The sequence below is a fragment of the Vibrio sp. T11.5 genome (genome assembly GCF_027587155.1).
In the GTDB taxonomy this organism is placed as follows: Bacteria; Pseudomonadota; Gammaproteobacteria; order Enterobacterales; family Vibrionaceae; genus Vibrio; species Vibrio neptunius.
The window spans coordinates 85,939-98,928 of sequence record NZ_JAPPTP010000014.1; the positions used below are offsets into that span (position 1 = coordinate 85,939).

Annotated in this window: 9 protein-coding genes; 5 read left to right on the top strand and 4 right to left on the bottom strand. The window is 46.2% G+C overall.

Going from position 1 to position 12,990, the window contains the following annotated elements:
- The first annotated feature begins 117 nt into the window (after positions 1-117).
- Positions 118-3,027: an RNA polymerase-associated protein RapA gene (gene rapA / locus OH455_RS14960; protein WP_045977615.1), complete on the top strand. Its 2,910-nt coding sequence runs from the start codon at positions 118-120 to the stop codon at positions 3,025-3,027.
- A gap of 61 nt (positions 3,028-3,088) precedes the next feature.
- On the opposite strand, the gene OH455_RS14965 is transcribed toward rapA, so the two are convergent.
- The gene (locus OH455_RS14965; RefSeq protein WP_269981953.1) at positions 3,089-4,360 is read right to left on the bottom strand and encodes an NRAMP family divalent metal transporter; all 1,272 of its coding nucleotides are present in this window, start codon (positions 4,358-4,360) and stop codon (positions 3,089-3,091) included.
- A gap of 187 nt (positions 4,361-4,547) precedes the next feature.
- Between OH455_RS14965 and OH455_RS14970 the strand changes: the two genes are divergently transcribed.
- Entirely contained in the window at positions 4,548-5,285 is a 738-nt protein-coding gene (locus OH455_RS14970; RefSeq protein WP_269981954.1) for a pseudouridine synthase, read from the top strand.
- Positions 5,286-5,314: 29 nt separating this feature from the next.
- Complete coding sequence (locus tag OH455_RS14975; RefSeq protein WP_269981955.1) at positions 5,315-6,277, top strand: D-2-hydroxyacid dehydrogenase; 963 nt, start codon at positions 5,315-5,317, stop codon at positions 6,275-6,277.
- Here OH455_RS14975 and OH455_RS14980 read toward each other — a convergent pair.
- Positions 6,274-7,011: a substrate-binding periplasmic protein gene (locus OH455_RS14980; protein ID WP_269981956.1), complete on the bottom strand. Its 738-nt coding sequence runs from the start codon at positions 7,009-7,011 to the stop codon at positions 6,274-6,276. The genes OH455_RS14975 and OH455_RS14980 overlap by 4 nt on opposite strands.
- A 299-nt stretch (positions 7,012-7,310) precedes the next feature.
- On the opposite strand from OH455_RS14980, the gene OH455_RS14985 reads away from it, so the two are divergent.
- Complete coding sequence (locus OH455_RS14985; RefSeq protein ID WP_269981957.1) at positions 7,311-8,486, top strand: YjgN family protein; 1,176 nt, start codon at positions 7,311-7,313, stop codon at positions 8,484-8,486.
- A complete protein-coding gene (locus OH455_RS14990; protein ID WP_269981958.1) occupies positions 8,486-9,478 on the top strand; it encodes a M48 family metallopeptidase in 993 nt (330 codons plus the stop codon). Before OH455_RS14985 ends, OH455_RS14990 begins: the two co-directional genes overlap by 1 nt.
- A 52-nt stretch (positions 9,479-9,530) precedes the next feature.
- Here the strand turns inward: OH455_RS14990 and OH455_RS14995 are convergent, their stop codons facing one another.
- Both OH455_RS14995 and OH455_RS15000 read right to left on the bottom strand, forming a co-directional pair.
- Positions 9,531-12,404 (bottom strand): valine--tRNA ligase, encoded by a 2,874-nt coding sequence (locus OH455_RS14995; protein ID WP_269981959.1) that lies wholly within the window; start codon positions 12,402-12,404, stop codon positions 9,531-9,533.
- A gap of 96 nt (positions 12,405-12,500) precedes the next feature.
- Entirely contained in the window at positions 12,501-12,950 is a 450-nt protein-coding gene (locus OH455_RS15000) for a DNA polymerase III subunit chi (RefSeq protein WP_045977623.1), read from the bottom strand.
- Between the last annotated feature and the right edge of the window lie 40 nt (positions 12,951-12,990).

The window sequence follows — 12,990 nt, forward strand, 5'->3', positions numbered from 1 at the left end:
ACCTTTTTGGCTTGACTGCTGACCATTTACTTCCCCGTCAGTTGCCTTTCAAGTCACGCAAGAACAACTAAGATAATTAAACCCATTTTTGAATTAAACAGATGAGGTAGTCGATTCATGACATTTGCTTTGGGCCAGCGCTGGATCAGCGATACGGAAAGCGATTTAGGTTTAGGGACTGTAGTAGCATTGGATGCGCGCACTGTGACACTTATGTTCGCAGCTTCTGAAGAGAACCGAGTGTACGCTCGTAATGATGCTCCTGTAACCCGAGTAACCTTTAACGCTGGTGATGTCGTTGACAGTCAGCAAGGTTGGTCACTAAAGATTGAGCAAGTGGTCGAGGACCAAGGTCTGTTTACCTATATAGGTACTCGCGAAGACAGCGGAGAACAAGAGGTTGTGCTGCGCGAAATTATGCTCAGCAATCAAATTCGTTTTAACAAACCTCAAGATAAATTGTTCGCGGGTCAAATCGACCGAATGGACAATTTTGTGCTCCGTTATCGTGCATTGATGAACCAGTATGAACAGCACAAGAGCCCAATGCGTGGTCTTTGTGGAATGCGTGCGGGTCTCATTCCTCATCAGTTATATATTGCTCATGAGGTCGGTCGTCGTCATGCCCCTCGTGTTTTATTAGCTGATGAAGTCGGTCTAGGCAAAACCATCGAAGCTGGGATGATCATCCATCAACAGGTGCTGGCGGGTCGAGCGGAACGTATTTTGATAGTGGTTCCGGAAACCTTGCAGCATCAATGGTTAGTGGAAATGATGCGACGCTTCAACTTGCACTTCTCTATTTTTGATGAAGAGCGCTGTATCGAGGCATTTGCTGATGCGGATAACCCATTTGATACTCAACAATATGTGCTGTGTTCACTGGATTTCTTGCGCAAGAGCCGCAAGCGTTTTGAACAAGCGCTTGACGGTGAATGGGACTTACTGGTTGTTGATGAAGCTCACCACTTAGAATGGAGTCAAGAAAAACCAAGTCGTGAGTATCAGGTGGTTGAAGGGCTGGCAGAGCGTACCCCGGGCGTACTCCTTTTGACCGCAACCCCAGAACAACTAGGACGTGAAAGTCACTTTGCCCGTCTGCGTTTGCTCGATTCAGACCGCTTCTATGACTACCAAGCGTTTGTTGAGGAAGAAGAACAATACGCGCCAGTAGCGGATTCAGTGAGTGCGTTGTTCTCTGGCCAACAGCTCGAGAATGAAGCTAAAAATCAGATTACTGAATTGTTGTCTGAACAGGATGTTGAGCCTTTATTCCGCATTATTGAAAGCGATAGCGAAGAAGAAGCTAAAGCTGCAGCTCGTCAGGAACTGATTGATAACCTGATGGACCGCCATGGCACAGGACGTGTACTTTTCCGTAACACCCGTGCAGCAATCAAAGGCTTCCCAGTGCGCAACGTAAACTTGCTGCCCATGCCGATTCCTCAGCAGTATACGACGTCGATGCGCGTATCAGGCATGATTGGTGGCAAAATAAGCCCTGAAGCACGTGCGTTGAAAAATCTCTATCCGGAAGAGATCTTCCAAGAATTTGAAGGCGATGATGCCAGCTGGTGGCAATTTGATTCACGCGTCAATTGGTTGATTGAGAAGATCAAACAAAAGCGCAGTGACAAGATTTTGGTTATTGCTTCTCGTGCTAGCACAGCGCTTCAGCTGGAGCAGGCGTTGCGTGAACGTGAAGGTATCCGTGCTACTGTGTTCCACGAAGGTATGTCGATTTTAGAACGCGATAAAGCGGCCGCTTACTTTGCGCAGGAAGAGGGCGGGGCTCAGGTACTAATCTGTAGTGAAATCGGTTCAGAAGGTCGTAACTTCCAGTTTGCAAACCAACTAGTGATGTTCGATTTGCCGTTTAACCCCGACTTACTTGAGCAGCGTATTGGCCGCCTAGACCGTATTGGTCAGAGCCGCGATATTGATATTCACGTCCCTTATCTGGAGCAAACTTCACAGGCTATTTTGGCGCGTTGGTTCGATGAAGGCCTGAATGCGTTTGCTGATACTTGCCCGACAGGTCGAGCGGTGTATGACAAGTTCTCTGATCGTTTGATCGAAATGCTTGCTTCGGGTGACGTTACCGAACTCGATGATGTGATCAGCGAATCGGCAGCGATGAACAAAGAGCTTAAGTCTCAACTTGAGCAAGGGCGTGACCGTTTACTGGAAATGCACTCCAATGGTGGTGAAAAAGCGCAGCAGATAGTCGATAAGATTGCGGCCACCGATGGTGATACCAATCTAGTGACGTTTGCGTTGAGTCTGTTTGATACCATTGGCCTTAATCAGGATGATAAAGGGGAGAATGCCTTGGTAGTAACGCCATCTGAGCACATGATGGTGCCAAGTTACCCTGGTTTGCCTTACGAAGGGGCAACAATTACCTTCGATCGTGATACGGCGTTGTCTCGAGAAGATATGAACTTCATCAGTTGGGAGCACCCGATGATTCAGGGCGGTATCGACTTATTGATGAGTGAAGGTGTCGGTGTCGCCGCAGTATCTCTCCTCAAAAACAAAGCGTTGCCAGTAGGCACTATGCTGCTTGAGTTGGTATATAGAGTTGATGCCCAAGCGCCAAAACGAAGCGGTATCAGTCGTTTCCTACCAACCACACCAATTCGTTTGATGTTGGATGGCAAAGGCAGTGACTTATCAGGGCAGGTCGAGTTTGAAAGCTTTAACCGTCAGCTTAGCCCAGTAGGCCGCCATATGGCGACGAAATTAGTGTCTTCAGTTCAGGCTCAGGTGCATCAGATGATCACCGCAGGTGAAGCGCTTATAGTCGAAAAGGTCGAAGCTGTCCGGGCGCAAGCGCAACGGGAAATGCAGGCGAGCTTGAATGCAGAGCTAGAACGATTGCAAGCATTGAAGGCGGTTAACCCAAACATTCGTGATGAAGAACTGGCGGCGATTGAAGAGCAAATGAGAGAGCTCAATGGCTACATTGCTCAAGCTCAATATCAACTAGATTCTTTGCGTATGATCGTTGTTTCTCACAACTGATTTATGTCACTTACAGTAAAAGGCCTTCATTTGAAGGCCTTTTTTGTTGGTCGATATTTGGCTACATCAGCCACTTCCACCACACAAATACCGCCAAGAAACCAAACAGGTAGACAAGGCCTATGATGGAGAGCCATTTCAGTTTACTGCTGAGCACTAAAGGTTCTGGCAACTGAGATTTTGAAACCAGAATATAGTTAAGTAGCGCGAAAAACGGTGTGGTCATAAAGGCCAGAATCATCGCAAAATCAAGCATTGGTAGAAGTGCTGTCGCCCAGAATACGATAATTGACAGTGCCGCTGCGGAGATAAGTAACATCCAACCTTGAGTCACTTTATGCTTCATCTCGTTTTGCTTACGCAGTAGTCGTTGAGATTCTGAAATCACTCGAGCGTAGCCGTCAATCACCGTAATCGTACTGCCAAAAATGCAGAAGAACGCAACGGCTGCAATCAGGTAACGCGACCACTCTCCAATGGTTGATGCGTAGAGCCCAACCAACTGATGTGAAAATCCTACACCCGATTGAGATAGTTCAATATTGCTGCCGTGTAGGACCAAAGTACCCAGCGCAAGGAAGACAATCGCCAGAATAGCGGTACCGATGTAGCCCACATTGAAATCGAACAAAGCAGAACGAGCGGTTACCTTTTGGTGGTGTTGCTGACTTTTAAGCCACATTGAAGTCAGGCTGGAAATTTCTATCGGTGCTGGCATCCAACCCATGGTTACAACAATAAAACCGATAGCGGCAATGGACCAAGGTGAGGGCGCTTCAAAAGCGGGAGCCGCTTCGACAGGGTTACCTGCGGCAATAGTGACCGCAGTCAATGTTGCGATGGTCAGTACCGCCATAATGATTTTGGATAAGGTGTCGAGGGCTTTGTAGTGACCTGCAAACAGAATCGTTAAACAGGTGACTAAGACGATTAAGCACAAGCTCGTAGTCGAGAGCTCGAAAGGAATAAAGTAACCCAACAAGCTAGCACTGAAGAGGAGTAAGGCGGCTGTGTTAACGACGCCTGAAACGACGCTGAGTGCGACAAACAGCCATAGGTAAGGTCGACCTAGCTTGGCGTAGCCTTCGACCAGACTTTCTCCGGTTCCCATGGTGTACTGTACGCTGGCACGGAAAAATGGGTATTTAAAAAAGTTAACTAACAAAATGAGTGCGGCTAGCTGCCAACCGTAAATTGCACCGGCTTTGGTTGAAGCCACCAGATGTGATCCTCCCACCGCAGCGGCGGCCATCATAATTCCTGGGCCTAGCGAGCGGATGAGTTGTGACAGAGAGCATCTGGGTTTGCTTTCTGAAGCGGAGATCGTTTCCATTTGGGTTCCTTGATGTTTTTGTCGTTATTGATTATTTCTTGTCAACTTTAAGTATGAATATCACATGCAATCAGTGTGTTAAATATTATTTACATGAAAAAAGCTAAAGCATACTAGGATGTGGAAACGCCGTCACAAGCCTGACTCTGATATACTGGTTGCGTTTTATACCTGATTGAGATGTTTTATGGCTATGCAACAATACCACCCTCCGACTGAGCCATGGATTGAGCGAGTATTTGAAGATGAAGGCATCCTTATTGTGAATAAACCGTCGGGTCTTTTGTCTGTGCCTGGAAGGGCTGAAGAGCACTACGACAGTATGTGGAGCCGTTTAAAAGACATTTATCCCGACATCCAACCTGTTCATCGCCTTGACATGTCAACTTCAGGTTTGATGCTGTTTGCCAAGAACAAGCCCACAGAGTCGGCGTTAAAAAAACAGTTTCAGTTTCGCCTCACGCATAAGGTCTACTATGCTCGTGTATGGGGGCAGGTTGAACAACAAGAGGGAAAAGTGGATCTTCCACTGATTTGTGATTGGCCAAATCGGCCGAAGCAGAAAGTCTGTTTTGATCAGGGTAAGCCATCTCAAACCTTATTTGAGGTGGCGAAGCGGGAGGAGCAGACCACCATTGTTAGGTTACTGCCTATTACAGGGCGTTCACATCAGTTGCGTGTGCATATGCAGGCTTTAGGGCATCCGATTGTCGGAGATGAATTTTATTCACAAGGAGAAGCTTTTGAATTCTCCAACCGTCTTGAACTGCATGCGGCTGAATTGAGTTTTTACCACCCTCAAGATGATCGCTTACGCAGTATTTTTGTTCCTTGTGATTTTTATCCTGAAGCGGAGGCGTTGATCTTTAACTATTTCGATCCTGTGCGAGAATTGCCTGATTACAAAGCGCTGCCGCGTCCATGATTTCATTACAGGCAGCGAAAGGAGAAACTATGTCGCTGCCGAATGTTGTATTCTTGGATCGTGCAACGATCCCAACTCATATCGAATTACCTCACCTTCCTTTTGATCATCAATGGATTGAATATGATTTTACCAGCCCTGAGCTGGTAGTTGAGCGGTTGAAAAACGCTCAAATCGTGATCACTAATAAAGTCGTATTAGATGCGGCAGTATTGCGTCAACTGCCGGAGCTCAAGCTGATCGCTGTCTCGGCTACTGGCTTCAACAACATCGACATTGATTACTGCCGCGAGCAAAGCATCGCCGTCACAAACGTGCAAGGCTATGCCACTCAATCGGTGCCTGAACATGTGATTGGGATGATATTTGCCCTTAAACGCAATCTAATCGGTTATCACAATGATATTGCTAATGGGGAATGGCAGCGCAATAAGCAGTTTTGCTTCTTTACTCACCCAATTGGTGACGTAGCAGGATCAACTTTGGGCGTTGTTGGCTCTGGAGCTTTGGGGCAGGCCACTGCGGCTCTGGCTAGGGCGGTTGGGATGCAGGTTATTTACGCCGAACATAAAGGCGCAAATCGTTGTCGAAATGGCTACCTGCCATTTGAGCAGGTGTTGATGATGGCTGATGTGTTGACGCTACATTGTCCGCTGAATGAACGAACTCATCACTTAATTGGGCATCAAGAGCTCACTCAAATGAAACCTCATAGTGTGCTTATCAATACCGGACGGGGTGGGTTAGTTGATGAAATGGCTCTGCTAGAGGCCTTAAAACGGGGCACCATTGCAGGCGCTGGCGTAGATGTGTTTAGCCAAGAGCCAGCGGATGATAGCAATCCGCTACTCGCCAATATGAATTTGCCCAATTTACTCCTAACACCACACGTGGCGTGGGGTAGTGATTCATCGATACAGAATCTAGCGAATATTCTGATGGACAATATTAACGCTTTTCATCAAGGGCGAGAGCAAAACCGTGTCGTTTAGTTACTTTGAGATTGCTGCTGATGCCATTTAATAAGCCCTTGGTTAAAAACCTCTAGTAGTTTTTTTCCTCTTGGGCTTAGTTTTGAGAACATGACAAAGCCGTCGTTATTAAGAAAAGGTTTTGGGTGGTAGGTAATATTACCCTGAATCTCTTCTGGTTGTTGGTTTAGGTGATACATGCCGATTTGACGTTCTTCCGGATAGATTTGGATGCGTTTGTGGTTAAGGCGCAACAGATTCTGACTGGGGCTGTTGACCCGGCTTATACTGACCTCTTTGGCATCAATTAGTCTATCCAAAGCTTCCCCATAGCTGTAACCAAGCCCGCCGCCCATCTTGTAGCCTTTTAGATCGTCTATAGTAGACCAATCAAAGGAGAGGTCTTTGTGATGAAAGAACACAAATTGCTCTTGTGATACGGGTTCACTGAAATAGAAATGTTCCGTCCGCTCATCATCAAACATCCACACCGCAGTGGCATCATATTCACCACTTTGGGCTTTCTCATAAGCTCTTGCCCAAGGGTAGAAAGTGAAAACCACCTCATAACCTTGTAACGCAAAAACCTGCTTGATGGTTTGTGCGACGACACCGTAATCTTCTAGGCTTTGACCGATAAAAGGAGGCCAATCTCCAGCGGTGATTTTGACGGTTTTACGCGTGTTTTCGGCGTAGGCTGATGATATGAACAAACAGAGAAGCAAGGGAATAGCCGCTAGTGATTTCTTCAACATTTGGGTTCCTTATTTGGTGACCTCTTAAGTAATTCTAGAAGACACGTACTCGATTGGCTCAATAACAACAAAAGCGTTGAGCTAACATGACGGTAGCCAAGCAAAAAGTATTTGAGATCTCATGAGGAAACAAATTTGGTGTCTACCATATGTAAAATTATTGTATCAATAACTCATGTTATTTGTGATGTACATCAATTGGTTGCATTTTCTTGTTATTAAGACATGGACGATGGCAATGAAATGTAAGAAATTATTTGCCTTGTTTTTTTAGTCAACTACGTCAGGAAATGTAATAAATGGAACAAAAACATATAACGAATCCCATTAGTTTTAAGGGGAAGGGAGGCGAATTCTTTGGCATTTGGATAGTCAATGTTCTGCTGAGCATCATCACTTTGGGCATTTATTCTGCTTGGGCGAAGGTCAGAACAAAACGCTATTTCTACGGCAATACCTATGTCGACAATGATAACTTTGAGTATCATGCTGTGCCGATGCAAATCCTCAAAGGGCGTTTAGTCGCTGTTGCAGTTCTAGTCATTTGGGCTGTGGCTAACGCATTTTTCCCAGTAGTGAGTGCTGTACTACTACTGGCTTTTTACATTGCTTTACCTTGGTTATTGTGGAGCAATGCCCGCTTTGATGCCGCAATGACGAGTTACCGCAATGTTCATTTCTCTTTTGACTCTTCATTAAAAGATGCATATGTGGCACTGATGGGACGAGGTTTAGGCGCTTTGCTGGCTGTGGCTATTTACGTTGGTGTAGTCATGGGAGTCGCCAGTGTTTCGCCGGTAGGAGCAACGGTATTGGGTATTGCTTCTTTTGTTTTCATGGCTGTGGTATATGCATGGGTCGTGGCTGGCGCACATAGATATTTTTCTAATGGCTATCGATACGGAGACTGGAAGTTCAGTGCAGAACTTGAAACTGGCTTCTTCTTCAAAACCTATCTAAAGGCGATTGGTCTGGGTATTATTGCGTCGATTGTTCTTTTGGTTGTGATGTCTCTGACGGTATTCAGCGGTTTCGATTTCACCGCATTTCAGAGTGGCGATCTAAGCTCGTTTATGGGCGCATCTCAGTTTGTGACGTTTATTGTGGCCTACATAGCCATCATCATTCTGACTATCGGTCTGACGGCGTATACCACCACAAGATTACGCAATTACATTTTTGATCAGCTACAAGCAAAATCGGCGCAAGAGTCAGACAATCGATACACTTTCAAGTCGTCACTAACTGCGAGAGGGTACACTTGGTTGGTGATCTCTAACTTCTTATTGCAGGTAGTAACCCTCAGTATTGCCAGACCTTGGGTTATGGTCAGAACGTCCCGCTATGTTGCTGATAATACCGTTGTGTTCGGTGATATGAGCGCACTGAAAGCGACAGATCAAGATTCAACGGTCAAATCAGCGGTATCAGATGAAGTAGCTCAGGCTTTTGATCTAGGTATCGGAATCAGCTAATGCTATTTGACGGGGTGGCATTTCCGCCACGTAGCTCGGAGCGCCATCCTGCCAAGTTGGATGTCACTCAAGCCAACGCATTAAGTTTGCGTGTTGATGGGAAAATCATCAGCTGTGACCAGCAATACGCCGATATCAGTGTGCCTGTTGGTAATCTCCCTGTGCGTTTTAAATTCCCCGATGGCTGGGTGTTTGTCGTGGAGAGAACTACAGACGTCAGCCACTGGCTGGAGCGAAATCGCAGAAGCAGTACTATTGATAAAATGGAAGCTAACTGGTTGGCCTGGCTGTTGTCAGTAGCAGTATGTATTGGAGTGGTATTAGGCAGCTACTTTTATGTTTTGCCATGGACCAGTGAGAAGGTCGCCAACGCCATCCCTGATTATGTAGCAGTGACGCTGGGCGATAAAGTGCTCGAAAGCTTTGATAATCGCTGGCAAGAGAGCAAGTTGAGTCTGCAAGAGCAGCATGCGATCCGCCAACGCGTGATTCAGCATGTCACACAGCTGGAACCACTACCTTATCCTATTGAGGTGGTGTTTCGCTCCTCAGAACTTGGCGCCAATGCATTTGCTTTACCAGGTGGGAAAATCGTGTTGCTCGACGACTTGGTCACTCTAGCTGAGAATGAACAACAACTCGATAGCATTATACTTCACGAGCTAGGTCATATTCATCATCGCCATATGATAAAAAGCTTGGTCCACTCGAGCTTACTTTCCGTTGGCGTTGCCCTATTAACCGGTGAAAGTTCGGGAGTAGTGGATAACTTGGCTGGGCTAGGAGTTTTCTTCCTTGCCAATGGTCACTCTCGTGAAGCTGAATTGGAAGCTGACGTTTATGCTCGACAAGCGATGGTGGATATCTATGGCAGTAGTGTGCCGATGGCAGACATGTTCGAGTTAATCAGGCAACAAGGAATGCTGGACGTACCAGAGTGGATGAGTACTCACCCTGATTTTGAGCTACGTATTCAGTCCGCACGCGAATAGTAGAGATAAAAAAGGCAGCGTATTCGCTGCCTTTTCTTTGTGTGGTACTGGTTTAGAGTGCCGCGATGGTTGTCTTCTGCTCTTCAAGCTTGATTAAGGTTTCTTGGTAACCTTCTAGCTTTTCACGCTCTTTCGCAACAACCGCTTCAGGCGCTTTAGCAACGAAACCTTCGTTACCTAGTTTGCCTTCTATACGTTTGATTTCGCCGTGAGTTTTTTTGATTTCGCCATCAAGACGAGTAAGCTCGGCATCTTTGTCAATCAGACCTGCCATCGGGATCATCAGCTCAGACTTTTCAACCAGTTTAGTTGCACAAGCTGGTGTCTCTTCACCTTTAGCTAGGACTTTGATTTCATCTAGTTTAGCCAGTGAACTTAGTACAGTCTTGTTTGCTGCGATACGAGCTGCATCTTTCTCATCAGCAACCTTAACCATTACCGAAAGACCTTTGCTTGGTGCAATGTCGTACTCGGCACGTAGGTTACGGATAGCAGTAATGAAAGTCTTAACCCATTCGATGTCTTCTACGATCTCAGCGTTGAAGTTCTCTTGGTTAAACTGAGGAAGCGCTTGAGTCATAATAGTGTCGCCTTCAACACAGTCTACTAGTGGCTTCACGCTCTGCCAGATAGATTCTGTGATGTAAGGAAGCACGGGATGAGCTAGACGTAGAGTTTTCTCAAGTACCGTGATCAGCATGTGGCGAGTCGCAACTTGCTGAGCTTCAGTGCCTTTCCAAAGAACGGGCTTAGTTAGCTCTAGGTACCAGTCACAGAATTGGTTCCAGATGAATTCATAAAGCGTGTTTGCCGCCATGTCTAGACGGTAATTGTCTAGGTGAGCGTTAAACTCTTTCGCAGCCAGTTCAAACTGAGATTCAATCCATTTGTCAGCAAGAGAGAACTCAAGGTTAGCACGCTCTTCAGCAGACAGTGACATGCCACAATCGTGCTCTTCGGTATTCATCAGTACGTAACGGCTTGCGTTCCATAGTTTGTTACAGAAGTTACGGTAACCTTCAAGACGCTTCATATCCCAGTTGATGTCACGGCCAGTAGAAGCCATAGCAGCAAGAGTGAAACGCAGTGCGTCAGTACCGTATGGTTCGATACCGTTTTCAAAAGTCTTACGAGTGTTCTTCTCAATCTTCTTCGCTAGCTGAGGCTGCATCATGTTGCCACAACGCTTCTCTACTAGAGACTCAAGGTCGATACCATCGATCATATCGATTGGGTCAAGTACGTTACCTTTAGACTTAGACATTTTGTCGCCGTTTTCGTCACGGATTAGACCCGTTACATAAACTGTCTTGAATGGTACTTGTGACTTACCGTTTTCATCTTTGTTGAAGTGCATGGTCATCATGATCATACGCGCAACCCAGAAGAAGATAATGTCGAAACCAGTTACTAGTACGTCTGAAGGATGGAATGTCTTCAGGTCTTCAGTTTGCTCTGGCCAGCCTTGAGTACCGAACGTCCATAGTGCAGAAGAGAACCATGTATCTAGTACGTCGTCGTCTTGGCGAAGAACAACGACTGGTGCAAGGTTGTTGTTTGCACGTACTTCTTCTTCAGTACGACCTACATATACGTTGCCGTCGTTGTCGTACCAAGCTGGGATACGGTGACCCCACCAAAGCTGACGAGAGATACACCAGTCTTGAATGTCACGCATCCAAGAGAAGTACATGTTTTCGTACTGCTTAGGAACGAACTGGATCTCGCCATCTTCAACCGCTTTAACAGCAGGCTCAGCAAGAGGTGCAGCACGCACGTACCATTGGTCAGTTAGCATTGGTTCGATAACCACGCCACCACGGTCGCCGTAAGGAACTGTTAGGTCGTGATCTTTGATTTCATCAAGAAGACCAAGCTCTTCAAATTCCGCAACGATCGCTTTGCGTGCAGCAAAACGCTCCATGCCGTGGTACTTAGCAGGAAGCTCTGTAGAGTAAACATCGCTAGTTTCACCGTTAGTAGTGAAGACTTCAGCCGCATCACGGATATCAGCGTTGAAAGTTAGGATATTGATCATTGGTAGGTTGTTACGCTTACCAACTTCGTAGTCATTGAAATCGTGCGCAGGGGTGATCTTCACACTACCTGTGCCTTTTTCCATATCTGCGTGTTCATCGCCTACGATAGGGATTAGACGGTTAACGATAGGAAGCAGGATCTCTTTGCCGATAAGATCTTTGTAACGAGGGTCTTCTGGGTTTACAGCAACACCAGTGTCACCGAGCATTGTTTCTGGACGAGTAGTCGCAACAACAATGTAGTCTTTACCTTCTGCTGTCTTCACGCCGTTTGCTAGCGGGTAGCGGAAGTGCCACATATGGCCTTTTTTGTCTTTGTTTTCAACTTCAAGATCAGAAATTGCAGTGTGCAGTTTAGGATCCCAGTTTACTAGACGCTTACCACGATAGATTAAGTCTTCTTCGTACAGGCGAACAAATACTTCTTGAACAGCGTTAGATAGGCCATCATCCATAGTGAAACGCTCGCGGTCCCAGTCTACAGATGCGCCTAGGCGACGTAGCTGCTTAGTGATAGTGCCGCCAGATTCGTTTTTCCATTCCCAGATTTTGTCGATAAAAGCATCACGACCGTAATCGTGCTTAGTTTTGCCTTCTTCAGCGGCGATCTTGCGCTCAACAACCATCTGAGTTGCGATACCAGCGTGGTCAGTACCTACTTGCCAAAGAGTGTTTTTGCCCTTCATACGCTCAGCACGGATCAAAGTGTCCATGATGGTGTCTTGGAACGCGTGGCCCATATGTAGGCTACCAGTGACGTTCGGTGGCGGGATCATGATACTGTATGATTCTTTCGTCGTGTCACCGTGTGGCTTAAAGTAGCCTTTCTCTTCCCAAGCTTGGTATAAAGCTTGTTCAATTGAAGTTGGGTTATATGTCTTTTCCATAGCTATAGATATTCTGCAGATAGGTCTAGTTTAATTCTAAGTCAATCTTTATAAGTGAACTCTCTCGAAGGAGAGCTTAACTATAAGGATTGACCATTAGTTGTGTGCGATGTCGATCGTTTGTAGCTGATAACCCGCTTGGCGATAGATTTTATATCGTTCTCGCGCCAGTTGCTTGGCTTTTTCTTCGCAAGGAACGAAGTCTACCACCTCTGCAAACTTATTCGCAAAGGTTGTCTCATTTTCCGCCAAATTTATTACTAGTTGACGGTTCCATGAGGGCTTAACGCCTTGGTATCCGATTTCAATGCCTGTGCCATATTTTGGTCCTTCGCCTGTGAGGTTGTGAGCCAGATATTGCTCGGCATCGACTTGCCAGAAACATTCCGCTAGCTGCTCCGCATGTTGTTTATCATGGCAATGGAGATACACCTTAGCGCCTTGTTTGGCAAAGTGACCAGCCAGAAACAAAACATACTGCTCAAAGCCTTTTTGATTGGCTTGTGGTGAATCAGGCTTAATGATGTAAAACGTCGCGTTTGGCATAATCATTCCGAATAAAAAAGGGCCTGTCGGCCCTTTAGAA

Coding starts and splice junctions, on each gene's coding strand:
- rapA (WP_045977615.1), top strand. CDS start 118: ATGACATTTGCTTTGGGCCAGCGCTGGATCAGCGATACGGAAAGCGAT.
- OH455_RS14965 (WP_269981953.1), bottom strand. CDS start 4,360: ATGGAAACGATCTCCGCTTCAGAAAGCAAACCCAGATGCTCTCTGTCA.
- OH455_RS14970 (WP_269981954.1), top strand. CDS start 4,548: ATGGCTATGCAACAATACCACCCTCCGACTGAGCCATGGATTGAGCGA.
- OH455_RS14975 (WP_269981955.1), top strand. CDS start 5,315: ATGTCGCTGCCGAATGTTGTATTCTTGGATCGTGCAACGATCCCAACT.
- OH455_RS14980 (WP_269981956.1), bottom strand. CDS start 7,011: ATGTTGAAGAAATCACTAGCGGCTATTCCCTTGCTTCTCTGTTTGTTC.
- OH455_RS14985 (WP_269981957.1), top strand. CDS start 7,311: ATGGAACAAAAACATATAACGAATCCCATTAGTTTTAAGGGGAAGGGA.
- OH455_RS14990 (WP_269981958.1), top strand. CDS start 8,486: ATGCTATTTGACGGGGTGGCATTTCCGCCACGTAGCTCGGAGCGCCAT.
- OH455_RS14995 (WP_269981959.1), bottom strand. CDS start 12,404: ATGGAAAAGACATATAACCCAACTTCAATTGAACAAGCTTTATACCAA.
- OH455_RS15000 (WP_045977623.1), bottom strand. CDS start 12,950: ATGCCAAACGCGACGTTTTACATCATTAAGCCTGATTCACCACAAGCC.